General features: G+C 57.0%; 23 protein-coding genes. 6 read left to right on the forward strand and 17 right to left on the reverse strand.

From position 1 onward, the window contains the following. Positions 1–8: 8 nt before the first annotated feature. On the forward strand, positions 9–2,780 hold the full coding sequence (locus ACTVIM_RS13600; RefSeq protein WP_445612904.1) for a transglycosylase domain-containing protein: 2,772 nt from the start codon (positions 9–11) through the stop codon (positions 2,778–2,780). A gap of 396 nt (positions 2,781–3,176) precedes the next feature. Here the strand turns inward: ACTVIM_RS13600 and acsA are convergent, their stop codons facing one another. Then, positions 3,177–4,892 (reverse strand): acetate--CoA ligase, encoded by a 1,716-nt coding sequence (gene acsA / locus ACTVIM_RS13605; RefSeq protein ID WP_445612905.1) that lies wholly within the window; start codon positions 4,890–4,892, stop codon positions 3,177–3,179. Positions 4,893–5,077: 185 nt separating this feature from the next. On the opposite strand from acsA, the gene ACTVIM_RS13610 reads away from it, so the two are divergent. The 3 genes from ACTVIM_RS13610 to ACTVIM_RS13620 all read left to right on the forward strand — a co-directional run bounded on the left by ACTVIM_RS13610 (position 5,078) and on the right by ACTVIM_RS13620 (position 7,688). Next, the gene (locus ACTVIM_RS13610; RefSeq protein WP_033021955.1) at positions 5,078–5,710 is read left to right on the forward strand and encodes a GNAT family N-acetyltransferase; all 633 of its coding nucleotides are present in this window, start codon (positions 5,078–5,080) and stop codon (positions 5,708–5,710) included. A gap of 167 nt (positions 5,711–5,877) precedes the next feature. Continuing rightward, on the forward strand, positions 5,878–6,522 hold the full coding sequence (locus ACTVIM_RS13615; protein WP_144975940.1) for an acetoin utilization AcuB family protein: 645 nt from the start codon (positions 5,878–5,880) through the stop codon (positions 6,520–6,522). Then, a complete protein-coding gene (locus ACTVIM_RS13620; RefSeq protein WP_033021959.1) occupies positions 6,519–7,688 on the forward strand; it encodes an acetoin utilization protein AcuC in 1,170 nt (389 codons plus the stop codon). The genes ACTVIM_RS13615 and ACTVIM_RS13620 overlap by 4 nt, the downstream gene beginning before the upstream one ends. Before the next feature lie 305 nt (positions 7,689–7,993). Here the strand turns inward: ACTVIM_RS13620 and ccpA are convergent, their stop codons facing one another. The 11 genes from ccpA to ACTVIM_RS13675 all read right to left on the reverse strand — a co-directional run bounded on the left by ccpA (position 7,994) and on the right by ACTVIM_RS13675 (position 19,480). Continuing rightward, entirely contained in the window at positions 7,994–8,986 is a 993-nt protein-coding gene (gene ccpA, locus ACTVIM_RS13625) for a catabolite control protein A (protein WP_033021960.1), read from the reverse strand. 296 nt (positions 8,987–9,282) lie between these two features. Next, entirely contained in the window at positions 9,283–10,365 is a 1,083-nt protein-coding gene (locus ACTVIM_RS13630; protein WP_033021961.1) for a bifunctional 3-deoxy-7-phosphoheptulonate synthase/chorismate mutase, read from the reverse strand. Between the two features lie 323 nt (positions 10,366–10,688). Continuing rightward, complete coding sequence (gene ytxJ, locus ACTVIM_RS13635; protein WP_144975944.1) at positions 10,689–11,018, reverse strand: bacillithiol system redox-active protein YtxJ; 330 nt, start codon at positions 11,016–11,018, stop codon at positions 10,689–10,691. Then, entirely contained in the window at positions 10,981–11,616 is a 636-nt protein-coding gene (locus ACTVIM_RS13640; protein WP_445612906.1) for a hypothetical protein, read from the reverse strand. Before ACTVIM_RS13640 ends, ytxJ begins: the two co-directional genes overlap by 38 nt. Then, the gene (locus ACTVIM_RS13645; RefSeq protein ID WP_231559903.1) at positions 11,600–12,037 is read right to left on the reverse strand and encodes a DUF948 domain-containing protein; all 438 of its coding nucleotides are present in this window, start codon (positions 12,035–12,037) and stop codon (positions 11,600–11,602) included. The genes ACTVIM_RS13640 and ACTVIM_RS13645 overlap by 17 nt, the downstream gene beginning before the upstream one ends. 104 nt (positions 12,038–12,141) lie before the next feature. Beyond that, on the reverse strand, positions 12,142–13,446 hold the full coding sequence (gene murC, locus ACTVIM_RS13650; RefSeq protein ID WP_445612907.1) for a UDP-N-acetylmuramate--L-alanine ligase: 1,305 nt from the start codon (positions 13,444–13,446) through the stop codon (positions 12,142–12,144). A 147-nt stretch (positions 13,447–13,593) separates the two neighbouring features. Further along, the gene (locus tag ACTVIM_RS13655) at positions 13,594–16,179 is read right to left on the reverse strand and encodes a DNA translocase FtsK (protein WP_445612908.1); all 2,586 of its coding nucleotides are present in this window, start codon (positions 16,177–16,179) and stop codon (positions 13,594–13,596) included. Between the two features lie 141 nt (positions 16,180–16,320). Next, complete coding sequence (ytpR, locus tag ACTVIM_RS13660) at positions 16,321–16,926, reverse strand: YtpR family tRNA-binding protein (RefSeq protein WP_445612909.1); 606 nt, start codon at positions 16,924–16,926, stop codon at positions 16,321–16,323. Positions 16,927–16,944: 18 nt separating this feature from the next. Further along, positions 16,945–17,742: a DUF1444 domain-containing protein gene (locus tag ACTVIM_RS13665; RefSeq protein ID WP_445612910.1), complete on the reverse strand. Its 798-nt coding sequence runs from the start codon at positions 17,740–17,742 to the stop codon at positions 16,945–16,947. A gap of 45 nt (positions 17,743–17,787) precedes the next feature. Next, the gene (locus ACTVIM_RS13670; protein WP_445612911.1) at positions 17,788–18,318 is read right to left on the reverse strand and encodes a DUF84 family protein; all 531 of its coding nucleotides are present in this window, start codon (positions 18,316–18,318) and stop codon (positions 17,788–17,790) included. Between the two features lie 85 nt (positions 18,319–18,403). Further along, positions 18,404–19,480, reverse strand: coding sequence for a M42 family metallopeptidase (locus ACTVIM_RS13675; RefSeq protein ID WP_445612912.1), 1,077 nt, complete (start codon positions 19,478–19,480; stop codon positions 18,404–18,406). A gap of 96 nt (positions 19,481–19,576) precedes the next feature. On the opposite strand from ACTVIM_RS13675, the gene ACTVIM_RS13680 reads away from it, so the two are divergent. Then, positions 19,577–19,873, forward strand: coding sequence for a PepSY domain-containing protein (locus tag ACTVIM_RS13680; RefSeq protein WP_445612913.1), 297 nt, complete (start codon positions 19,577–19,579; stop codon positions 19,871–19,873). On the opposite strand, the gene ACTVIM_RS13685 is transcribed toward ACTVIM_RS13680, so the two are convergent. Then, positions 19,868–20,719: a YtnP family quorum-quenching lactonase gene (locus tag ACTVIM_RS13685; protein ID WP_445612914.1), complete on the reverse strand. Its 852-nt coding sequence runs from the start codon at positions 20,717–20,719 to the stop codon at positions 19,868–19,870. The two genes, ACTVIM_RS13680 and ACTVIM_RS13685, sit on opposite strands and share 6 nt — an antisense overlap. A gap of 415 nt (positions 20,720–21,134) precedes the next feature. Next, positions 21,135–21,785 (reverse strand): tRNA (guanosine(46)-N7)-methyltransferase TrmB, encoded by a 651-nt coding sequence (trmB, locus tag ACTVIM_RS13690; RefSeq protein ID WP_445612915.1) that lies wholly within the window; start codon positions 21,783–21,785, stop codon positions 21,135–21,137. Positions 21,786–22,079: 294 nt separating this feature from the next. On the opposite strand from trmB, the gene ACTVIM_RS13695 reads away from it, so the two are divergent. Further along, a complete protein-coding gene (locus ACTVIM_RS13695) occupies positions 22,080–22,349 on the forward strand; it encodes a YtzH-like family protein (protein ID WP_033844364.1) in 270 nt (89 codons plus the stop codon). 416 nt (positions 22,350–22,765) lie between these two features. Here the strand turns inward: ACTVIM_RS13695 and ACTVIM_RS13700 are convergent, their stop codons facing one another. From ACTVIM_RS13700 to thpR, 3 genes are all read right to left on the reverse strand, one after another. After that, positions 22,766–23,560: a phosphotransferase gene (locus tag ACTVIM_RS13700; protein WP_445612916.1), complete on the reverse strand. Its 795-nt coding sequence runs from the start codon at positions 23,558–23,560 to the stop codon at positions 22,766–22,768. 227 nt (positions 23,561–23,787) lie between these two features. Further along, complete coding sequence (locus ACTVIM_RS13705; RefSeq protein WP_445612917.1) at positions 23,788–24,705, reverse strand: NERD domain-containing protein; 918 nt, start codon at positions 24,703–24,705, stop codon at positions 23,788–23,790. Positions 24,706–24,718: 13 nt separating this feature from the next. Then, positions 24,719–25,297 carry an RNA 2',3'-cyclic phosphodiesterase gene (gene thpR / locus ACTVIM_RS13710; RefSeq protein WP_445612918.1) on the reverse strand — a complete coding sequence of 193 codons (579 nt, stop codon included), beginning with the start codon at positions 25,295–25,297 and terminating at the stop codon, positions 24,719–24,721. Between the last annotated feature and the right edge of the window lie 4 nt (positions 25,298–25,301).

Below are 25,301 nucleotides of genomic sequence, written 5' to 3' on the forward strand. Positions count from 1 at the left end.
GGGCCGTCATGAAACACCAGCCGTTTCCACTTTCTTTGGAAAAAACGTGGCATTATTTTTCACGTACTTACCGCCTCGTTTGGAACACCGTCTTCGCGTTGCTCGTCGCCCTGCTTTGTCTCGCCTGCTTTGCTGTCGGCGCGGGCGCGGGCTATTTCGCGTTTTTGGTCAAAGATATGGACGCCCCTTCACGCGAGAGCATGTACAGCGCAATTTCCAGTTACGAGGAAACGAGCCATATGTATTTTGCCAATGGGGTCTATTTAGGGCGCTTCCGGTCCGACCTCGACCGCGAGGCGGTGCCGCTGTCTAATGTCTCCCCGTATGTTGTGCAAGCCATCATCGCTACCGAAGATGAACATTTTTACGAGCATCACGGGGTCGTTCCGAAAGCGGTCATCCGCGCCATGTTCCAGGAGCTGACCAACTCGCCGATCAAAAGCGGCGGCAGCACGCTTACGCAGCAGCTCGTCAAAAACCAGCTCCTCACCAACGAAGTATCGTTTGAGCGCAAAGCGAAAGAAATGCTCTTGGCGCTGCGATTGGAAACGTTTTTTTCCAAACAACAAATTTTAGAGGCGTATTTGAACGTCGTGCCGTTCGGCCGCAGTTCCTCGGGACGGAACATCGCCGGCATTCAAGCCGCCGCGCAAGGAGTGTTTGGCGTTAACGCCAAAGACCTCAACCTCGCCCAAGCCGCCTTTTTGGCCGGCTTGCCGCAAAATCCGTTCGTCTATACGCCGTTTGCGCCAGACGGCAGCGTCAAACCGGACATTTCGGCCGGACTGCGGCGGATGAAAACCGTGCTCTACCGGATGAAACGCGCCGGCTACATTTCCGAGAAGCAGTACAACGAGGCGCTGGCATACGACGTCGCCAAGCATTTCGCCGCTCCGAAGCCCTCGCCGTTCGAGCAGTATCCGTTTTTGACCATGGAAATTGAGCGGCGAGCCAAAGACATTTTAGCGGAGGTGCTCGCTAAGCGCGACGGCCACCAACCGGCCAAACTGAAGCGCAACCCTTCTCTGTTCCAGCGCTACGTCGGTGAAGCCGAGAAAGCGCTGCGCCAAGGCGGATACCGAATTTACACGACGATCGACAAGGACCTGTATGAGCAAATGCAGCGCATCGCCGCCCGCTATCCATACTATGGCAACGACAACGTCTATTACGCGAAAGACAAACAAACAGGCAAAACGATCGCCCATCGCCAGCCTGTGGAAGTCGGGGCGATGCTCATCGAAAACAAAACCGGCAAAATCCTCAGCTTTGTCGGCGGGCGCGACTATAAGCGCGAACAGCTGAACCATGCCACCCAAGCGCACCGATCCAACGGCTCAACGATGAAGCCGCTCTTGGTGTACGCACCGGCGATGGAAATGGGCATCGTCCAGCCCGCTACCATCATCCCTGACCTTCCGCTGTCCATCGGCTCGTACAAGCCGAAAAACGCGGATGGGAAAACGCACGGGCTCGTCACGGCGCGCTATGCCTTGCAGCAATCGTTCAACATCCCAGCCGTTCGCGCCTACATGCGAATTCAGCATCGCGACCCGGTCGACTATTTGCACAAAATGGGGATCACCAGCGTTGCCAAGCAAGAGGAAAGCCATCCGGCCTTAGCGATCGGCGGAACAAACGTCGGCGTCACCGTCGAAGAAAACGTCAACGCCTACGCAACGTTCGCCAACTACGGCACGTTTGTCGATGCCTATATGATTGAAAAAATCGTTGACAAGAACGGAACCGTCGTCTATCAACATCAAAGCAAGCCCGTTTCCGTCTTTTCCCCGCAAACATCGTACTTGATGATCGACATGATGCGCGATGTGCTCCATGGCGGAACGGCGTCTTCACTGCCCGGCTATTTAGCGTTTTCCGCCGACTGGGCCGGCAAGACCGGCACGTCGCAAGCCAACCGCGATTCGTGGTTTGTCGCCGTCAACCCGAACGTTACCTTTGGCGTTTGGATCGGCTACGACCGGCCGGCGCCGCTGGAAACGTATTATAAAGGACTTTCCTATGGGAAACGTACCCAACTGTTGTGGGCGCAGTTCATGAACGCCGCCTATCGGGTTCATCCGAAGCTCATCGCTCCGCGGGAGCGGTTTGCCATGCCCGGAGGCATCGTCCGGCGCGCCTACTGCGCCGCCACCGGCCTCAGCCCGTCGGAGGCGTGCCAAAAAGCCGGGCTTGTCCGCTACGATTTGTACAATACGCGCTTTGCGCCCAAAGAAGGGAGCGGCGCCGATTTGACGGAAAGCCGGCTCGTGGTCATTGACGGACGCCGCTACTTAGCGTTGGCGACGACGCCAGAGGAGTTTGTCACCCACGGAGTCATCGTCCAGTCCGAGCTGCTCGCCGCTTGGGGAGTGGCGGAGGACGACTGGGACGGAATGGATTTCACCGCTGCGGTGCTCAAAGAAAACGGCCATCCGCCCGCCCCTCCGTCCGCGCGTCTTGATGGCCACACCCTTGTCTGGACGCCCCACCGCGAACGCGATGTCATCGGGTATCGCGTCTACCGAGTGGACGATGGCGGAGCGCGGCGCGTAGTGGCGGTGGTGAAAGCCGGGGAGCCGACGGCGTTTTCCGCGCTCGAACCCGGGGCATCGTACGATGTCACGGCAGTGGACATCGCCGGCCAAGAATCGGCGCCATCCAATCTCGTTTCGCGGCCGGCGGCTGAACGACCCGCACCTCCGGCCGCCGAGGACGGGGCGGAGAACGACACTCCTCCCCATTCGGAAGCGGCCGAGGAAGGGACGGATGCCGACTGATCCCTTCGTTGTAAAGCTGTATCCACGATTACATCACCAGCTTCCTAAAAGGAGCACAACAGCCAACAGAAACAGCCGATTCGTATCTAGTAAATAAAGAGGGTGTCCCGACCCCGTTGGGACACCCTCCCTCATTTTTTGTTCGACCCTACTCGCCCCGTTTGTTTCACTCGGTGTGGCCCCGTTCGAATTGCAACGGTGCGCTTCAGCTCGCCCTTATTCTTTGCTTTATCCTTTTCTTGAGCCCGCTCTAGGAGGCTGGTGATTTAAGGGAGCAAGTCGCTTATCAAGCCTGTTTCTCAAATAGAAAAGCTTTGTCGCATCGGAATCGTCTTTCAAACGCTCCCCCATTGCCGAAAAGAAACAACCGCTTTTCACCAGCCGTCTAGCAAATGTTCAGTCTTCCATCGTCGACAAGTCGCCGGTCGGCAAGTTGAGCTCCCACGCTTTTAAGACGCGGCGCATAATTTTCCCGCTCCGCGTTTTCGGCAGTTTGTCGCGGAACTCGATCTCGCGCGGCGCCGCATGGGCAGCGAGCCCTTGTTTCACAAATTGGCGAATGTCCTCTTTCAGCTCCTCAGACGGCTCGTACCCTTCACGAAGCGCGATAAACGCCTTGATGATTTCGCCGCGCACCGGGTCTGGCTTGCCGATGACGCCGGCTTCGGCCACCGCCGGATGCTCAACGAGCTTGCTTTCGACTTCAAACGGCCCCACGCGCTCACCCGACGTGTTGATGACATCATCGACGCGCCCTTGGAACCAGAAGTAGCCGTCTTCATCCATGTAGGCCGAATCGCCGGAGACGTACCAGTCGCCGATGAAATATGATTCATATTTTTGCGGATTGTTCCAGATCGTTTTCATCATCGACGGCCAACCTTTTTTGATGGCCAAGTTGCCCATCCGATACGGCGGCAGGACGTTGCCTTGGTCATCGATGATCGCCGCCTCAACGCCCGGAATCGGTTTCCCCATCGATCCCGGCTTGATGGCCATGCACGGATAGTTACAGATCAAGTGCGCCCCTGTTTCCGTCATCCACCACGTGTCATGGATGCGGCGGCCAAACACTTTCATCCCCCAGCGAATCACTTCCGGGTTGAGCGGCTCGCCGACGCTCAAAATGTGGCGGAGCGAGCTTAAATCGTATTTTTTCACGATCTCATCGCCGGCGCCCATCAGCATGCGGAACGCCGTCGGCGCGCTGTACCAAACGGTGACGCCGAAATCTTGAATCGTTTGATACCAAGCGTCCGGGCTGAACCGGCCACCGACGACGACGCTGGACGCTCCGCACAGCCATGGGCCGAAAATGCCGTACGACGTCCCGGTCACCCAGCCCGGGTCGGCCGTGCACCAATAAATGTCGTCCTCTTTTAAGTCGAGCACCCATTTCGCCGTTTGATAGTGTTGGATCATCGCGTTATGGACGTGCAAAACACCTTTCGGCTTGCCGGTTGAACCGGAGGTGTAATGCAAAATCAAGCCGTCTTGGCGGTCGACCCATTCGATGTCAAAGTGCTTGCTCGCTTCCTTCATCCGCGTTTTCAAATCGATGTACGGCCCTTCCTCGACAATGCCGTCGCCAACCAAAAAGACGTATTTCAACTCGGGCAGGTCACCGACCGGCACGCGCGGCAGCAGCTCCGGCGTCGTCACGATCGCTTTCGCCCCGCTGTCTTCGAGACGGTCGCGCACCGCGCCTTCCATGAACGCCTCAAACAGCGGTCCGACGATAGCGCCGGTTTTGATGATGCCAAGAACGGCAAAATACAGCTCCGGAGAACGCGGCATAAAAACAAACACGCGATCGCCTTTTTGAATGTCAGCCGTCTGTTTCAACACGTTCGCTACTTGGTTGGACAGCTCCTTCATTTCTTTGAACGTATATTTTTCATTCCGAACCGCATCGCGGTAGTAAAGCGCCACTTTATTCTTGCGGAACGATTCGGCATGGCGGTCGATCGCCTCGTACGCCATGTTGACTCGTCCCGTTTCATACCAAGAAAATGCTTTCTCAGCTTCCGACCATTGAAAATGGGGATATGTGTCCTCATAGCTTTTCAAGTTGTAATCCCCTTGTACGGCTGGCAACAGTTCCGTCTTCATTCTCCGATCCCCCCTATGTAAGTGATTACATTTCTATTATAGTGGATCGTTCACAGTTTCTCAATTTTTAAAATATTCCTCGTCCTCGCTTTTTGAATTTTTTTTGAATCGCCTGTTATGATAGCGTTTTCATCCTTGTTTTCATGTATAATGGAAGCAGAACAATCGATTCAGGTGGTGACCGAATGGAGCATCGAAAAACGTATAATGCCAAAGAGCTGAAAACACCAAAAGGAACGCTGCTCATCGAAGGGCCAGTGACGCCGGAAGCGTTGGCCCGCTATGCGTTTCACCATGATTTGACGTCCTTTCGCCAACCCGAGAAACAGCACCGCGCGCTCATCGACATCGCCCATCTTCCCGAGGGGCGCATCATTATCGCCCGCCGCGGCGAAACGATCGTCGGCTATGTGACGTTTTTGTATCCCGACCCGCTCGAGCGGTGGTCGGAAGGGAACATGGAAAATTTGCTTGAACTGGGCGCCATTGAAGTCATCCCCGAGTTTCGCGGGTTTGGCGTCGGCAAAAATTTGCTGATCGTCTCGATGATGGACGATGCCATGGAAGACTACATCATCATTACAACCGAATATTATTGGCATTGGGATCTAAAAGGCACTGGGCTGAACGTGTGGGAATACCGAAAAGTGATGGAGAAAATGATGAACGCCGGCGGACTTGTCTGGTATGCGACCGACGACCCGGAAATTTGCTCGCATCCGGCGAACTGCTTGATGGTCCGCATCGGCAAACGGGTCGACGCCGAATCAATCCAACGGTTCGACCGGCTTCGGTTTATGAACCGCTACATGTACTAACATATCGGATACCTAAAAAGCCGGTGAAAAACCGCTGTCACACGCCGATCGGCGGCGTTTTCATTCAGAAGAGAAAGCGGATTCTGCAAGGTTTTTCTAATTGAGAAATGAGCGGAATCAGTCGTTTTTGCACTAAATCACCAGCCTCATAAAGGGAGAGGGAAACGATGCTTGTTGAGCAAATCATGAAATCGCCGGTCGTTACGCTCCGCGCCGCGAACACGATCGCTGAGGCGCTGCAGCTGCTTCGAACGCACCGCATCCGCCATTTGCCGGTCGTCGATGACGAAGGGCGCTTGATCGGGCTTGTCACCAGCCGCGATTTGCGCAGCGCCAGCCCGCCGATTGACGATCTTCATAAACAGCTCGATGACCTGCAAAAACCGGTCGGCTCCATCATGAACACCGACGTCATCGTCGGCCATCCGCTCGACTTTGTCGAGGAAGTGGCCGCGCTCTTTTACGAACACCGCATCGGCTGCCTGCCGATCGTCAACAACGGAAAACTCGTCGGCATCATTACGCAGACGGATTTGTTGCGCACGTTCGTGGAACTGACCGGCGTGCATCAGCCGGGATCGCAAATCGAAATTAAAGTCCCGAACGAAGCCGGAATGCTCAGCAAAGCGGCGGCCATCATCAGCGAGCGCCATGTCAACATCGCCAGCGTCCTGTTGTACCCGGACCCGGACCCGAACGACAAAATTTTAGTCTTCCGCGTGCAGACGATGAACCCGCTGCCGTTGATCCGCGACTTGCAAAACGCCGGCTATCACGTGCTATGGCCGAACTTGCCGGGGGTTACGTCATGAGCCAAAACTGCGCCTTTGTCTACAGCGAGGATTTTCTTCAGTACAAATTTCATGACGACCACCCGTTCAACCAGCTGCGGGTCAAACTGACGCATGATTTGCTGCGCACGCTCGGCGCTTTGGATGATCGACATATCATCGCCCCGCGCATGGCGACAGACGATGAACTTGCGCTCATTCATGACCGTTCGTACATTGCGGCGGTCAAAGCAGCTGGGCGCGGCGAACTGCCGGAGACGGTGGCGCTCAACTACGGCCTCGGCACAGAAGATACGCCGGTGTTTCCAAACATGCATGAAGCGAGCGCTCTGTTGGTCGGCAGCACCCTCACCGCCGTCGACGCCGTGCTGTCCGGGCGGGTGGAGCACGCGCTCAACCTTGGCGGCGGCTTGCATCACGGGTTTCGCGGCAAGGCGTCCGGCTTTTGCGTCTACAATGACAGCGCGGTCGCCATTCAATATATCCGGGAAAAATACGGGCTGCGCGTGTTGTACGTCGACACCGACGCCCATCACGGGGACGGGGTGCAATGGGCGTTTTACGATGATCCGAACGTCTGCACGTTCTCGATTCATGAAACGGGCCGCTACTTGTTTCCAGGGACGGGAAATGTCAACGAACGAGGCCATGGGGCGGGGTATGGCTATTCGTTCAACATCCCGGTCGACGCGTTTACGGAAGATGAATCATGGCTGGCCGCCTACACGACCGCCCTCCGGGAAATCGCCGATTTTTTCCGTCCCGACGTCATCGTGACGCAAAACGGAGTCGATGCCCATTACTATGACCCGCTCACCCATTTGTCGGTGACGATGAAAACGTATCGGGTCATTCCAAGACTTGCGCATCAAATCGCTCATGAATATTGCGGCGGACGCTGGATCGCCGTCGGCGGCGGGGGCTATGACATCTGGCGCGTCGTGCCGCGGGCATGGGCCCTCCTTTGGCTGGAGATGACCGATCAAGCCGATGTGTTCGGCCCATTGCCGGCCGCTTGGCGCGAACGATGGCAACCGCTTTCACCCGTCGCGTTGCCGCTCGAGTGGGATGACCCGGATGATTTGTACCCGCCCATTCCGCGCCGAGCGGAAATTAACGAGAAAAACGCCCATACGGTGGAAAAGGCGTTGTCGTTCATCCGCCGTTCCCATTCGAACCAGCTGTAGCCGTATGTTAGGCGGCAAAGCGGACGCGGCGATGTCCTGAACGCGGCCGCGGCCGACAGCCCCAACGCCGGACGCCTGCAGCAGCTGGCGGTCCGCCCCGCTCGCCGGGCGAACGGCGCCTCCTCCTTTCCTGCGCGGCTTCGCGCCGGCGCTTGGGATGAAGACTTCTGAGGCTGGTTGAAAGCCAACGGCCTTCACGATCGGCAAACATCCCGCTTGGCAAAAGAGCGGAACGAATCTTTTTTGCCCCCGCGAACGAAAACGGCTGATTCCGAACGCGTCTAGGCGTGGAATCAGCCGTTTTGTCATTTCGTCGACTCGCGTACCTCGAGTCGGTGCGGCAACACAACGATATGGTTGTCAACCGGCTCTTTGTTCATATACTTCGTCAACAGCCGCATCGCCACCGCCCCGATGTCATACATCGGCTGGACGACGGTCGTCAGCCGCGGCCGCACCATCGTCGCCAATCGCGTGTTATCAAAGCCGACGACTTCCAAGTCATCCGGCACGCGCACCCGATGGTCTTGGGCGCTGTGAATGATGCCAAGCGCCATTTCATCAGTGCCTGCAAACACCGCCGTCGGCCGTTCGGCAAGCTCGGCGATTTTTTCATACGCCTCCAAGCCCGAGTCGTACGAGTTGTCGCCCTCGATGACGAGCTCTTCATCATACGACACCCCGCGCTCCTCAAGCGCCCGGCGATACCCGGCCAACTTCCGCTGGTTGATCGGGTCGTCGGTCGGCCCTGTCACATAGGCCACGCGGCGGTTCCCTTTTTCCAACAAATACGTCACCGCTTCAAACGCCGCCTGCTCATAGTCGATGTTGACCGACGGAATCTCCTCCGGCCCCATCGTCGCCGCCAGCACAATCGGCACGGACGACTTTTGAAATTCGGCGGCGTGCTCCTCGGTGATCGTCCCGCCCATAAACAAAAGGCCGTCCACTTGCTTGGCGAGCATCGTATTGAGCAAATGCAGCTCCTTTTCCTTGTTTTGATCGGAGTTGCTCAAAATGATGTTGTATTTGTACATCGTGGCGATGTCCTCAATGCCGCGGGCCAGCTCGGCGAAGAAGATGCTCGAAATATCCGGGATGATCACCCCGACCGTCGTCGTTTTTTTGCTAGCGAGGCCGCGCGCCACAGCGTTCGGGCGATAGCCAAGCCGCTCGATCGCTTCAAGCACTTTTTTCCTTGTCGATGGTTTGACGTTCGGGTTTCCGTTGACGACGCGCGAAACGGTCGCCATCGAAACGTTCGCCTCACGGGCCACATCGTAAATCGTTACGGTCATTCCGTTCACTCCTTTTTACTCGATCCGATACCCGGTGAATTCCGAATGTATGTACACCTATCATACGATACATTATCGCCAACTCGCAACGAAATCGCAACCATTTTGCCGGTTTGTTCACAAACCGTTCACGAACAGCGCCGCTTGACAACAACGGGCGGAAACAGCGGATTGGTTCACAAACGACCGTTCACAGGTAGCTTTCCCCAAACAATCGCCGGGCATGAGAAAAGCCGCCCATCAAATGGACGGCTTTTTTCGGCGGACCCTGTCCGGCGCAAGCCGGGGGAGCGGCGTTACGCTTGAACAAACTGGCGCTGGAAGGCGCGCACTTCCCGCATAAACTCATCAAACTGGGCAAGGTCCATTTGCTGGGCGGAATCGGACAAGGCGACAGCCGGATCGGGATGCACTTCGGCCATAACGCCGTCGGCGCCGATCGCCAAGGCGGCTTTGGCGCACGGGAGAAGCAGATCGCGCCGCCCGGTCGAATGGGTGACATCGACGAACACCGGCAAGTGCGTTTCTTTCTTCAAGATCGGCACCGCCGAGATGTCGAGCGTATTGCGCGTCGCCCGCTCGTACGTGCGGATGCCGCGCTCGCACAAAATGATCTGCCCGTTTCCTTGCGACATGATGTACTCGGCGGCATTGATAAACTCTTCGATCGTCGCCGCCAAGCCGCGCTTGAGCAAAATCGGCTTGTTTACTTGACCAGCTGCCTTGAGCAGCTCGAAGTTTTGCATGTTGCGCGCGCCGATTTGGATGACATCGATATAATCCAAGGCGGTTTCAATATCCGCCGGTGTGACGATTTCACTGATGACCGCCAAATCAAATTCATCGGCGATCCGTTTTAAAATTTTCAGCCCTTCCACGCCGAGCCCTTGAAAGTCGTACGGCGAGGTGCGCGGTTTGTAGGCGCCGCCGCGCAGCAATTTAATGCCGTGCTTCTTCACCGCGGCAGCGACAGCGGCGACCTGCTCATAGCTTTCGACCGCGCACGGCCCCATGACAAAATACTGGCTGCCGTCGCCGATTCGCTCCCCTTTGATCTCGACGATCGTGTTTTCCGGATGTTTTTTGCGCGAGACAAGGAGCGCTTTCCGATGGTCGTCCTCCTGCAGTTCGAGCGCCGCTTTGAAAATCTCCTTGAAAATGTGCTGCAGCGTCGACGTTTCAAACGGCCCGTCGTTATGCTCGGAGATGAGGTCGAGCATCTTCCGCTCGCGCACCGGGTCATAGCGGTGCGTTCCTTGCGCCTCTTTGATTTTGCCGATTTCCTGAACGAGCCGCCCCCGTTCATTGATCAGCTTCAGCAGCTGCAAGTTGATCTCGTCCACGCGCGCCCGCAACTCGTCTAATCTGTCATTGCTCATGCTTCCCTCATCCTTTCCCAATATCGTGCATCATTGCGCCGCCCAGCGGCACCCCCGTCATGGCGAACGGAGTTTTATAATTAGTGTTTATTATAATCGATAGCCGCATCGTTGTCACGAAAAAAATGCTTTTTTAATTAAACGCTTTTAAGCATTAAAGTAAAAAACAAAAAAACGAGGGTAGACGAGCTTGGCGAGACAAGCGCCGGACAGCCGGCGATTGTGAAGGAACTTGCTTTGTGCGTCAAACAACGAGCGGCCGGCCACCGCCAGCCTCGTTCATCCCGTGCTGGCGACAATAGCCGTCCGCTCGTCTGAAGAAATCAGCTTCCCGCCGCCGTTTCTAGCGTCGCGTACGTGATGTTCCCATGCGAGGCGTGCCAAACGACGCGGCCGTTTTCAAACAGCAACGCTTGCGGCGACTCGTGCTTCACCCCGGTCGTCTCGGCAATATGGTTGGAAAGCGGGCGCGCCTCTTGGACGTACAAGCAATATACGGGCAGCTCTGGATGGTCGGCCGCAAACGTTTCGCATTCGCGGAACGCCGCCCGACTGATCGGGCAGGTCAGGCTGTGCTTGACGAACAAAAAGCGGCCCGTTTCACTCTTGAGGCGTTCAAACTGTTCGATCGTCTCCAGCTTCTCCATGCCCATAGCTCTCCCCTTCTTTCGGCGGCTTCACGTTTTTCTCGGCATCATCCAAGGCCGTTTCCGCTTCTTTCAGAAGGCGTTGGAGCGTGTCGCGGTCAATGTTTCCTGACGCCGCCACGTCTTTTATGTTTTCGGCGATCTTCGCCACGTTGTCAACGGCATTTCCCGCCTGCGCCGCCACCTCATCCGCCGCTTGTTCCACCTTCTTGGCGGCTCGATCTGCGACCTGTTTGGCGCGCGGCGCCGTTTCGCTGATCGTTTTTTCCACCGTGGTCATCATTTCTTTTGCCGTATGTTTCATTTGAGTGGCCGTTTCTTTGAGTCTTTGTTTGGCGTTGGCGGCTGCTTCCTTTGTGGCCGCACCGACATTCGACACCATTTCGTTCGCTTTAATCGGGATGTATTCTGCCACTTCTTTCGTTTTTTCTTTCGCCGTTGTCAAAAAGTCGGTCGCCGTATCTTTGACCGGCTTCCATGCTTCTTGATCGCCCCATTCGGCGAGCCATTTCCGCCCTTTTTCGCTCGTCAAAAACAACGCCGCCGCCGCGCCGGCCAAACCGCCAACCAGTGCGCCAAGCAAAAAGTTATTGTCTTTGCCCATTGATTTCAACCTCCTTGCCTGATTGTTTTCTTCTCCATTTTGCCCATCGTTTGCGGAAAACATTTGCCTTTTGCAGCGTTTCCCACCATTTCATTTTCGATGAATCGGCCGCGCGCAAAAGCGTGGCCGCCGTCTGGCGCAGGGCGCGATTGGCCAATTTCAGCGCCTCCCCGGTTTCCCCAACGGCTTCCACCACCCCGGAAAGGGCGTGGACGTTTTTTTGCACATCATGGGCAACCCCGTTGGCCGTCTGCAAAAGCTGGCGCATTTCCCCCGCCACCGCTTGCACTTGCTCATCCGTATGGCCGATCATTTCCGTTAAGCGCCGGAGCGTCTCCTGCAACACCGTCAGCGTTTTCGCTATGTAAACGGCCAAAAGCGCAAAGGCGAGCGCCACGACAGCGAGGCTTGCATACAACATCCACTCCACTCCATTTCCTCCCCTCTTCTGTCTTTTTACCCTAATGGGTTCGACTTGAAACAGAAGCGGGCCTTCCCCTCCTTGGCCCGCTTGCTTGACGGTCGTCAGGCGGAAAGAACGACCCGCTCATACGCCTGCTGGAATTTTTGAATGTCACCGGCGCCCATAAACACCAGCACCGCGTCTTGATGTCGCTTGAGCACGGCGACATTTTCTTCCGCGAGCAGATGTGAACGGGGAATTTCCGCCTGCAAATCGCGGATCGTCAACTTGCCTTCATGTTCGCGCGCCGAGCCGAAAATGTCGCACAAATACACGTGATCGGCTTGCCGCAAACTTTCGGCGAACTCGCGCAAAAACGTTTGCGTCCTTGTATACGTATGCGGCTGGAAAATGGCGACGACTTCACGCCCCGGGTATTTTTGCCTAGCCGCTTCTAACGTCGCCGTAATCTCGCGCGGATGGTGGGCATAATCATCGATGAGCACTTGGCGCCCGACCGTCTTTTCGCTGAACCGGCGCTTCACTCCTTGGAACGTTTGCAGCCCTTTGGCGATCACCTCGGCCTCCACTCCCTCATAGTGGCAAAGGGCGACGACGGCAAGCGCATTGAGCACATTGTGAGTGCCGAAGCGCGGAATGGCAAACGAAGCAAAAAACGTGTTGCGCACAAACACGTCAAACGCCATCCCGTCCGACGTTTTCACGATGTTGCGCGCTTGAAAGTCGTTTTCTTCGCCAAGCCCGTAAAACAACATCGGCACTTTCGCTTGAATGTTCGGCAAATACGGATCGTCTCCACAGGCGACGATCGCTTTTTTCACCTGATTCGCCATTTCCTGAAACGCCGAAAACACATCGTCAATATTGGCGAAATAATCAGGATGGTCGAAATCAATATTCGTCATGATTGCATAGTCTGGAAAATAGGATAGGAAATGCCGGCGATATTCGCACGCTTCAAAGATGAAGTATTGGCTGCCAGGCTCCCCTTTTCCCGTTCCGTCCCCGATTAAATACGACGTTGGATGCGCTCCTTGCATCACATGAGCGAGCAACCCCGTTGTTGTCGTCTTTCCGTGCGAACCGGTCACCGCAACGCTTGTAAACTGGCTGGCCAACTCGCCCAAAAAGCGATGGTAACGGATGACAGGAACGCCGAGCTCGCGGGCCGCCTCAATCTCCTCATGCGTATCCGGAAACGCGTTGCCGGCAATGACGATGCAGCCCGGGCGAATATTGTCTTTCGAAAAAGGTAAAATCGGAATGCCCCGCTCCTCAAGCGCCCGCTGCGTAAAAAACCATTTTTCCACGTCCGATCCTTGCACGGTATGGCCAAGGCCGTGAAGCACTTGGGCAAGCGCGCTCATCCCCGTGCCTTTAATGCCAACAAAATGGTAAACGGTCATCGCTAAGCCCTCCAACCATCGTCTCTCTGTAAGACAGTATATGATCGCACACTCGTTTTGCCATTTCTTTCATCCGGCTGTGCCGGTCGTTTCATTTTCCCATTATAGCATGATGCCGGCCAAAACACTACCTTGATCGGTCCGCGCTTAGCCGCCTTGCCCGCGCCGGCGCTCCCATTCTTCCTCGCTCATCAACACCTCGCGCGGTTTGCTGCCGCGCGCTTCAGAGATCAGCCCTTGCTCTTCCATCATCTCGATCAATCGGGCGGCGCGGTTGTAGCCGATGCGGAAGTGACGCTGCAAACTCGACGTCGATGCCCCGCCTTGCGCGATGACAAACCGGCACGCTTCGTCGAACAAATCGTCATCTTCTTCGCCAAACGTCGCCGCTTGGCGAAAATCGTCCGGGCTGAACAGGTAGGAAGGGCTTTGCTGCGCCTTTACATGCGCGGTCACCCGCTCGATTTCTTCATCGGAAATAAAACAGCCTTGCAGCCGAATCGGTTTGGCCGATCCATTTTCCAAAAACAGCATATCACCGCGCCCTAGCAGCCGCTCGGCCCCATTCGCATCCAAAATGGTGCGCGAATCCACTTGGGAAGAGACGGAAAACGCCAAGCGCGTCGGGATGTTCGCTTTGATCAACCCAGTAATGACATCGACCGATGGCCGTTGGGTGGCGATCAGCAAATGAATGCCGCACGCGCGCGCCTTTTGCGCCAACCGGCAAATCGATTCCTCGACATCGGCCGGAGCGGCCATCATCAAATCGGCGAGCTCGTCAATGACGATGACGATATACGGCAGCGGTGGCTCACCGTCGCCGGCTTCGCGAAGATGGCGGTTGTACTTTTCGATGTCGCGCACGCCGGCATGGACAAACCGTTCATATCGCCGCTCCATCTCGCCGACCGCCCATTTGAGCGCTCCGGCTGCCGCCTTCGCCTCGGTGATCACCGGGCTGAGCAAATGGGGCAAACCGTTGTACGGAGCGAGCTCGACCATTTTCGGATCGATCAACAGCCATTTGACTTCATGAGGGGCGGCTTTATACAACATGCTGATCAGCATGGCGTTCATGCAGACGCTTTTGCCCGAGCCGGTCGCTCCGGCAATCAATCCGTGCGGCATTTTTTGAATATCCGTGACAACCGGCGCGCCGCTGATGTCGAGTCCAAGCGCGACGGTCAACGGTGAATGGCGATCGCGGAAGGCGCTGCTTTCTAGGATTTCTCGCAGACGCACCGGACGGCTCGCAGGGTTGGGCACTTCGATGCCGATCGTCCGCTTGCCGGGAATCGGCGCTTCGATCCGGATGTCTTCCGCCGCCAAGCTGAGCTTGATGTCATCGAGCAAACTGGTGATTTTGCTCACTTTCACCCCTAAATCGGGCTGCACTTCAAATTGGGTGACGGTCGGCCCTTGGGTCGCTCCGACGACGTTGGCGCCAATATGGAAGCTTTCAAACGTCCGGGCGAGACGGGCGCACTGTTCCGCCAGCCATTGCTCATCGCGGACGTCCAGTTCCGCCGGAGGGTCAAGAAGTGCAAGCGGCGGCCGGCGATAGCGGTTCGGGCTGGAAGCGGTCTTCTCAGCCAGCTTGCGCCGGTCCTGCTGCAACATGATGACATTATACGGGATGCGGATCCGCTCCACTTTGGAAGAAACGGCCGCCGGCTCGCCACCCTGATCGTTCTCCTGCGATGGTGCCGCCGTTTCTTCCGGCTCCGCTTGCGGCAGCCGCCCGTCTTCTTCGCCGTCCGCTTTCCCTTCGGCAGTCGGCGACTTGGTCGGCTCAGCGCCGCATAAGCGCTGGCTGTCCCCCTGTTCCGCCGCCGTTTGCGCCGACGTATGCGCCGCCTCCTCCGCTCCGTTGGCCGCCGGCGGCTCAGTCACCGGCGCCGCTTCCGCTCGATCGATACCGATGTCGCTGTTCCCGATTTGATGACGGTGAAAGGAGGGGACCAATGACGCTCGACCGCAACCGGTATCGCTGTTCCCTTGGTGCGCCGCCGGCTTCTGGCAGCCCGCCGCTCGCTCGGCAAGCGGCCCGCTGTCATCGCCAGCGAACGCACTGCCGCCGCTGTCATCGAGCCGTTCTTCCGTCGGAGCCCGATCCGCGTTCGGAACGGCTTCTTCGACTGCCGACTCCCCCAACTCCGCAGCGCGCCATCGCGTTCCGGTGTCGCTAGACGGTTTGGCGCTCCCATCGTTCATCTCGTTCGGCGGCTGGCGACGCGAGCCGGCGCTTTTGTCCGCTTCGGTTTCCTCCGCCGCGGTCGACGGCCCACCCGGCCGAACGTTTCCGCGTTCCAGCGCTGTCCGCAGCCTAGCGCTTTCCCGTTCCGGCGCCAAGGAGACCGCGTTCCGCTTCTCCGCCGCTTCCTGTTGTTCGCGTTTCTGCTTATGATAGCCAAAAACGGGAGAAGGCACATCGGACGGTCGGAACGGCCGCTTTTCCCCTTCTCTTCTCATCGCACCGCCCGCTCGCTTATGGTTGGCATTGTTCCGGACTTCTTCTCCTTCGGGCCGCTGCGGCGCCTCCCGCCTTTCGGAAGACGGATCATCCGGAATGAGCGGGAAACGAAAACGGCCTTGCGGATATCGATCGCCACCGCTTGCCTCGCCCTCGTCAAACGTTCCCGCCGACGGAAGGCGACGAATGGGCGCCCCGCTCTCTTCCCTCTCTTCCTCGCCTGTCCAAAAACGAAGCCATCGTTTCCACCAATTCATCGATTCATTCCACGCTTTCTTCCTAGGGGCCGAACGCCGGTCCGGTGACCCGTTCCGAGCCGCTTGCCCCGCTTGGTTGCTGCTGGGAAAAGACGGGAAAAAACGCCACCGGAACTTCCAGTGACGTTCGTTCACCGCCTGCTAAAAACGAAACGGTTGACCGACTTCGTACTCGTCGGAAAGCACCAAAATGCCTTTTTCCTGCGGAGCGTTCGGCAATCCGAGCTCACGCGCCGAGCAAATCATGCCCGATGACCGGACGCCGCGCAGCTCGCTTTCTTGAATGACGAGACCGCTTGGCATGACCGCGCCGATTTTCGCGACGACGACTTTTTGCCCTTCGGCGACGTTCGGCGCCCCGCAGACGATTTGCAGCACCTCATCGCCGACATCGACTTGGCAGACGCTCAACTTGTCAGCGTTCGGATGCTTCGCTTTTTCCTTCACATACCCGACGACAAATTTCGGCGACAAGTCCGCGTCAATCTGGTCATCACAGCCGTTTTTCGCCAAAATATCATTGATGATGCCGACGAGTTCCTCGTTCACTTCCAGCGGGCCGTTTCCTGAAAACGGATAGTAGGAAGAAGCGGAAAAAATGTTATAGCCGACCGGCTCGCCGGTGCGCTCAGAAACGATGCGGACGACGTCTCCTTGTTTTGTAAACGCCCGCTCCTCGTCAGCCGTCGGCTTTAGCGATACGAGCAGCACATCGCCGATCCCTTCGCGGTTGTAGAACACGTTCATCGCTTGACTCCTCCTTATTTACGTTCTCCGTTTTTTTCCTAAAATGAAAATCGGTTCGAGTTTGCCGTTTTCGTATAAAAACGACAGCGCCGTGACCGGCACGCGGCCGCCGGCAAAAAAGCTCATCGTCATTTGCGCGAGCACATCGTAGCCGATCTCATTGCGCAAATCGGCAAGAATGAGCACGTCTTGATGCGGAACGGCCAACGCCATCGTTCCTTCGATGCGCTTGTGCATTTCGGCCAAAAACGCATCGTTGAGAATTCGGCTCGCGTCATAGCCGTCGTTCGTGTTGACAAAATAAAACACGTTGCCGGCGACGCGGTCTTCTTTGACCGGCGTCGGCAGCGAGCGAACGTTAAAACGAGCGATCTCTTTCACCCGGTCGCGGCTCCATCGCTCGCTCTCGATCATTCGTTCGTCAATCAAGCGGTACGTTTTCCCTCGATCAAGCGCGTAGTAAATGCGCGTTTCCGCCGTATGATCATCATAAAGGAGCGGAACGCCTTCTTTCGTTTCCGTCGGAAACGACGTCGAGCGAATGACGGGATAAATGTTCCGTTCGTTTCCGGAAAGCGTTGCCGCTTCCTCCATCGTTTTCAGCGTTTCTTCCACGTAATAAATGATTTCGCGCACCGCTTCGTCTTTTTGTTCGTGCCACTTGGCGATCACGCCGGGAAGCGAGATCGTCACCCCTTTTTTCGTGCGGCGGTCTTCGATGCGCATCGTGTCTTGTTTGGCATCAAAGTGGAACGTCCAGTGCGGATAAGTTGCGAGACGTTCCTTGATCATTTCATACATTTGCCGGCTGTTCATCCGTCTGCCTCCTTGTTTTATGGCGGCGCCAGCGATTCTCCTTTATCATACCGTGAACGGACCGTTTTGACAAAAAAATTCGTATTGGCCAGCCAACAGCGCGACGATATGGGAAAACATCGCCGCGCGGTCGATGCGTCCGCTCGTAAATACGCCGACCGCCCCTTCCTTTGTGCGGATATTCCGCCGCCCTGTATACTCCTCCATCAGTTCACCGAGCTCGCGCCCCGCCTCAAGCCCGGCGCCGAGCTCCGGCGGCAAGGCGAGACGCGCACCGCTGGCTGCGACCGTCACGCCGTTTCGGTCAACGAGCGCTCCCCAGTTGCAAAGCCACCATTGCCCGTCGATGTTCATCACACCGCCCTCAAGCCCGATGCCGATGTCCGCCTCTATCGCTTCCAGCGCCCGCGTGGCGCGCTCGATCGCGCCACGCCGCGTTTCCTCGTCCGAAAGCGGCTGCCGGGAGACGCCTGAGGGCACCTCAAGCGGAATGATGCGATCGTCCGTCTCCCCGAACACCGCGCGGACGGCAGCGATTTTCGCTTCGTTCTTCGTTCCGACCGCAATTGCCTTCATTACTCATCCTCCTAGCATGGAAAAGGAGAAGCCGACGCTTCTCCCTCCTGATCTGTTTTGCCTCTTTGCCGTCATTCGTTTTTGTTTAGCTGTTGGCGCGGATCGCTTCAACGGTTGCCCGGTCGCACCGTTTGACAAGCTCAACGATGAGCGCTTTCGCCGCCGCATAATCATCGACGTGAATGATCGCGGCATGCGTATGAATATAACGGGCGCAAATGCCGATCACCGCCGACGGCACCCCGCGGTTGGCGATATGAACCCGTCCGGCGTCCGTCCCTCCGCCTGGGGAAATGAAAAACTGATACGGAACGCCAATCGTTTCCGCCGTATCGAGCACGAACTCGCGCATGCCGCGGTGCGTCACCATCGTCCGATCGTACAAACGGACGAGCGCTCCTTTGCCGATCTGGCCAAACGCCTGTTTGTCGCCGGACATGTCGTTTGCCGGGCTTGCCTCAAGGGCAAAAAAGATGTCCGGATCGATCATCGTTGCTGCCGTCTGCGCCCCGCGCAGCCCGACTTCCTCTTGCACCGTGGCGCCGGCATACAACACGTTCGGCACCGATTCCTCTTTCAGCTCTTTTAACAGCTCGATGGCGAGCCCGCAGCCGAACCGGTTGTCCCACGCTTTCGCCATCACCGTTTTCCCGTTTGCCAGCACCGTGAACGGGCTGACCGGCACGATCGGCTGCCCCGGACGAATGCCGATCCGCTCGGCGTCCTCACGGCTTTCCGCGCCGATGTCGATGAGCATCTGTTTGATTTCCATCGGTTTATTCCGCTGCTCGTCATCGAGCAAATGCGGCGGAATCGAGCCGATGACGCCGACGACCGGCCCGTCGTTCGTGATAATTTGCACGCGCTGGGCGAGCAGCACTTGATTCCACCAGCCGCCGAGCGTTTGAAAGCGAATCATACCATTGTCGGTAATCGCCGTGACCATAAATCCGACCTCGTCCATATGGCCGGCGACCATCACCGTCGGGCCCGTCTCGTCGCCGCGCTTGACACCGAAAATGCTGCCGAGGCGATCTTGAATGATTTCATCCGCGTATTTGGCGAGCTCATTGCGCATAAACTGCCGTACCGCGTGTTCATGGCCCGGCGCTCCCGGCAGTTCGGTCAGCGTTTGAAACAGTTGCCGTGTGTCTTCGTTCATCACCGTTCCCCTTTCTTTTTCCCTTCCGCTTTGCTTACATCGTTCGCCAACATCGGCTATACTAAACGATAGCAAAGCAAAAGGAGGAATGTGCACATGGCTTGGAAAAAATGGCTCGTTGGCGCCGCCGTCGGTGCCGCGACCCTGTACATGGCGCGCGCTTCCGGCCGCCCTGCGCTTCTTTCACCCGAACGCGCGCTGAAGCTGGCAAAACAAGCGCTCGGCGGGCCGCATCCGATTCGCGGCTCCTGGATTCAAACCCATCCCGAGCGCTATGAAAAAAACGGGTGGACGTACACCGTCTACCGCGGCGGCGTTTGCCGCGATGACGGAGAGGACGAATTTTGGGTGAACGCGTACACCGGCGCCATCGTTGACACGCGGCCGTTATAGCGACGGCCGGTTGCGCTTCACCTGTTCCACGATCGCGCCGTCCTCCCCCCATTTGACCGCCCGGTAATAGGCATCGTGGTAAAACGTAAACCACGCGTTCCGCTCGATGCCGTACGGAAGCCAGCGCTGTTTGGCGAAAATCGAATCCATCGGGTAATCGTCATACGCCATCACCCAAAGGACGTTTTGATGGGCGTGCGTGCCGAGCAAATCGCCGAGATGGATCGCCATTTCCCCCTCCGATTCGATCAAGATGATCGCATGGCCGGCGCTATGCCCGCCGGTATGTATGAGGCGAATGCCGGAGACGACTTCCGTTTCTTTCGTAAACGGCACGACTTGGTCGGCGATCGGTTCCCAATTTTCTTTCCAATACGTGTTGCGCGAGCGAATGTTGGGCTGGCGCATCTCTTCCCACTCGACCTCCGAAGTAATGATGGCCGCGCGCGGAAACGCCGGTACGAGCCGGCCGTCTTCCCAAACCGTCAGCCCGCACGCATGATCGAAATGAAGGTGGGTCATGAGAACAACATCAATGTCATTGCGCGTCAACCCAAGGGCGGCGAGCGATTCGTCGAGCGCCGATTCCTCGGTGACGCCGAAATTGCGCTTTTGCTTCTCAGTCAGCTTGCCGTTGCCGATGCCGGACTCAATGAGCAACCGCTTGCCGCCGGCCTCGACCAAAATCGGGTCGGTGCGCAGCTCAATTTGATTGTTGGCATTGGGCGGATATTTTTTCGACCAAAGCGGCTTCGGCACAACGCCGAACATCGCCCCGCCGTCAAGATGCGTAACTCCTCCGTTCAGCCAAGTCAATGTCACTTGTCCGACTGTCAATTGCTCCATGCTCCTCTCCCCCCTGTTCTTAGTGTACCATTTTCTTCAACGGGTGGAAATCAAAAAGAGAGGGATGCAAAAAGAGCTCCCTCTCTCGTCTATATGTGCTTGCTGGTTGTTATGTCGTAACATACTCCCACCGCCTACGCGGACGGTTAAAAGGCCAGTGATTGAAGGGAGCCGGCCTTCCTTTTTGAGATGGACCCGGAATTCATCTCCTCTTTTCACTTTGTTTTGAAGTCGGAGACTTCTTCCGTTAGGTAAGTGAAAAGCAGGCTGAATCGGCGGTCTTACCCAAGAAGCGCGAGGCCGCTTCTTCCATTAGGTTAAAAGCAGGCGGTCACCCATCCGTCCTCTCTGGCCGCTGCGCTGCTCCGCTTCTTCCATTAGGTTAAAAGCAGTCCCCTTTTTCGGCCAGCGCCGATCATGGCCGCCTAGGCGGGCGCACCGCCTCACAGCGATAAATACGGTTCCCTTTCAAGGAAAACTTTTCCTCGTACTCCGTCATGACGTTGCCGACGACATCGCTCCGATGCAAATCGAGCTGAACGGCGGCAAGCACAAATCCGTATTGGGACAAGCTGACAAGCGAGTATTCAAAAAACGACTGATTGTCCGTTTTCAAATGGATGTCTCCGTCTTCTGCCAAAACGCGCTCATAGAGCGACAAAAAACCTCGATGCGTCAGACGCCGCTTTTCGTGCCGCTTTTTCGGCCACGGATCGGAAAAGTTCAAATAAATGCGGGCGACTTCTCCTTCGGCGAAAAAGGCGGTGAGGTCTTTGGCGTTCGCATTGAGCAGCTTGACGTTCGGAAGCCCGCTTTCGATCAGCTTGTCAAGCGCGGACACGAGCACGCTCGGGTACAGCTCAATGCCGATAAAATTCATATCGGGGTGAAGACGGGCCATTTCGGTGAGAAACTTCCCTTTCCCCGTGCCGATCTCCACATGAATCGGCCCGTCGTTGCCAAACAGCTCGCGCCAGCGCCCGCGCTGGGCTTCCGGATCAGGGATGACATGTTGCGGATAAGCGGCGATTTTGTCTTTCGCCCATGGTTTGTTGCGCAAACGCATATGGACACCTCTACTCATGTTCGATTTGTTGCCTTGAAGGAGTGGCAGTCAAAGAAGCAAACAGCCCAAAAGACTCGTGATTTCATCCTAGATCGTTCGCGCCTTCATTCATTTCTGGTTCGGACAACGCCTAGGTGAAAAGGTGTGTCATCGCCCGTCCCATCGGGTTAGATCGTTGCGCTCGCTTTCATCCCCCATCGAAAGAAGTGGGTTTTCTCGCTCGCTCTCTTATAAACGGGGCACCGCCAGGGCATGCTACAACTGTACCCATTTTGTGAAAGGACGGTGACCGACATGCCGCTCGACCACACCCACCAATTGACCATCCTCCGCGACATTTTGTCGGAACATCAACTCGATTGCTGCGGAACGGTGGCCGAATGCGAGCAAATCGAACGGCTTGTCAAGTCGCTGCTTGCGAACAACGAAGTGAGCGCAAATGTCAAGGACATTCTGCCGAACATTTATGCCTACGGACAAGGCGGGAAATTCACCGCCGATCTGAACGCCCACATTAGCGCCCACCAACGCGAGCTGGCTGACTGGGTGGACCAACTGTCGTAACCCGGCTCTGCTCGGCCGCTAATCGACCGGCTTGAGACGGATCGTTTTTTTGCCCAGCGGAGCTAGGCGGCGATCTTGTTTCAGCCCCGCGTTTCTTCGTTCCCTCGTGCCAGCGCCCTCCCGGCGGGCGACCGCGTGGCCAAGACCTAGAAGGCTGGTGAAAAACAACCGATTCGCTCGATTGGTGATAAATCCCAAGGGATTAAATGGTAGCGTTGTTTGAGAAACAGTGTTGGAAAGCGGTATTGCCCCTAAGTCACCAGCCTTCTAGACAACGGGCCCGTACGTTTCCTAGGTTCCGGGCCCAGCCGCGCTCGCCGGGCGCCAAAGGGGCGAGGGAGCCGCCTTTCGCTTACGGCTCGCTCCGTCGATCCGGGCCATCTCGGACAATCCTCGCCACGGACGACGTCTTTCGCTTATGGCTCCGCTTCGTCGCCAGCCAGCACCCGTTTCACTAAATGAAGCGACTGCTCCCGCTCTTTGTCGCGGTCTTTTCCCTTCGGCCAAAACAGCGAATGAAGCGCGTGAGCAAGCGTGTACCATTTGATTCGAAGGGCGAGCCCCTCGCTCCACGCCAACCCATAACGGTCAAGCCATGCGTTCCACCTAGCGCGCGGAATATATAAATAAAGCAACATGCCGATGTCGATCGCCGGATCGCCGATGACCGCGCCGTCCCAATCGATCAAATACAACGTGCCGTCATCAGCCAACAGCCAATTGTTATGGTTGATGTCGCAATGGCAAACGGCACGCTGATCGTCAGGCAGCGACAAAACGCGCTGTTCGAGCCAGTCCAGCGCTTTTCGAACCAAAGGCTCCTCGCTCGGCTGGCGCCGCTGCTGCCGTTCCAGCGCAGCCAGCAGGCCGCTCGGGGGCAGCGGAGACTTGCCAAGCCGCATGAGCATGGCCGCCAGTTCCTTGGACGTATGAATTTTTCGGAGCAGCGCCGCCACTTGGTCGCTCCCCATCTCGCACGGCTTGAGCTCCCGGCCGTTTAGCCATTGTTGAGCCGTAAACACATCGCCGTTTTCCAACCGTTTTGTCCAGACGAGCTTCGGAACGATCCCTTCCGCCGACAAAACGGCAAGAAACGGCGAAGAGTTCCGCTTCAAAAACAGCTTTTTCCCTTCATACTCGGCAAAATACGCATCCCCTGTGGCGCCGCCAGCCGGAGTGATCTCCCACTCCTTACCTAATAACTGTTCCAAAGCTTGTTCACCTGCGACTTAAAAAATAGAAAAACGTGTCCGTTTGCTTCTTGCGCACAAATAAAAAGGACGGCCATGCCGCGTCCTTCTTCCGTTCATTTTACTTGTATTATACTGAAATACCGCCCCGGCATGCAAACATTTTTCGTGCCCGCCTCCATGCCGAAAACTGCCAACTTCCGAGCGAACCACCGGTGCCTCAAATACGTCGGGCGCGCTTTCATCGCTCACGGCCCGCCTTCCTCGCTATCCGCCCAGGCAAGCCGCTCATCGTAAAAACTGGCGCAATGGCGAAGCAACGCAGCCGCTGCCTTCAGCTGCCCATGGCGAAGCGGAAGCGGAGAACGGCGCAGCCGGGAAAACCATTCATCATAATTTCGCTTATCAATATAGTGAACGAATGGAAACAAACCGCCGCTGTCGATATAGCCATACCGGTTGAGGAGCACCGGGTGAAGCGGCCAATCGATCCCTTCTTTTTCAAAAATATCGGCCACGACCCGAACCGTTCGTCGCAGCGACGCCACCGGACTGACCCGCTTCCGCTCAACCGCTCCAGCCCGCTCGACCCAAAAGCGCCCGGTCGAGGCGATGATGATGTTGTCACGCGCTCCTTCAGCGAAGACGAGGCACCAAGCGGCCGTCGGCGTCACCACCACCGTGTCCAATTCCACCGCCGCCCGCCCAACGATGGCGACCGGTCGATAAAAACATAAATGCGTGTCTGGAAACCGCTGCAACAAATATTTCAGCGTTTCATCGCTGTATAGCGACTCATCGAAAGACGAAGCATGCCCGACCGTTGAACTCGCCCAACGAAGTTGCAGTGCGAACATCTCCTCAAGAAACTGCCGCTTCAATTCATCCAATGTCGCCGCCCCCGGCGACGCTGCCGGCGGCTCGTCCGCGGCCTCATCAACGCGGCGCCGCCGAAACAGCCGCTCCCACCATGACGGCTGATCAAGCCAATCTTCTTCCATTTCTGTCGCACCGTCCGTCCTCGCTCCACCGTCGCGCTCCGCCTCCCATCGCGCCTTCGCCCGCTCCCACTGCCGCCTTTTTAAGCGGATGAATTCCGGCACATAATGATAAATGTCCGTTTCATAGCGAGAAATGCAATCCCGCAGCTTGATGAGCTGTGCCATGGCCGCCTTCCTCCTACCGCTTGCTGGCCGTCGGCGTCCCAAGCAGCGGGAACGCGGCCATCGCTTCATACTTCGGCGTCCGCTCCATATTCGTCCGATACAGTACGATTTCCGGCACAGAAAACGTCGCCGAAGCGGGCGCCAATGAGCGAAGACAGTCCGGCGCAAACGGCTCTTCCCCTTGCCAGCGGCGGGCGATCGTAATATGCGGGGCAAACGGGCGCCGATCGAGGGAAAAGCCAAGGCGGACGCACGCTTCGTACACATCGCGCTGCAGCGCGCGCAGCGGCTCGCTTTCGATGACGCCTTGCCAAAAAACGCGCGGCGCCTTCCGCTCCCCAAACGTCCCTAACCTAGCGAGCTGAAGAGAAAACGAGGCATGGTGGGCGGCCGCTGCCGCTAACACCTCAGAAAGCGGCGCCATCTGATCCGGCGGCACATCGCCCAAAAAAGCGAGAGTAATATGGTAGTCTTTTTCGTGCACCCATGTTCGGAACGGCAGCGATGGCGCCGCCTGATCCGCAAAGCGAGCTATGGCTTGCTTTGCCTCATCCGTCAATGGAACCGCGATAAAGTAATGAGTCCGTTTCAATCTG

This window comes from Geobacillus sp. YF-1, from assembly GCF_052692335.1.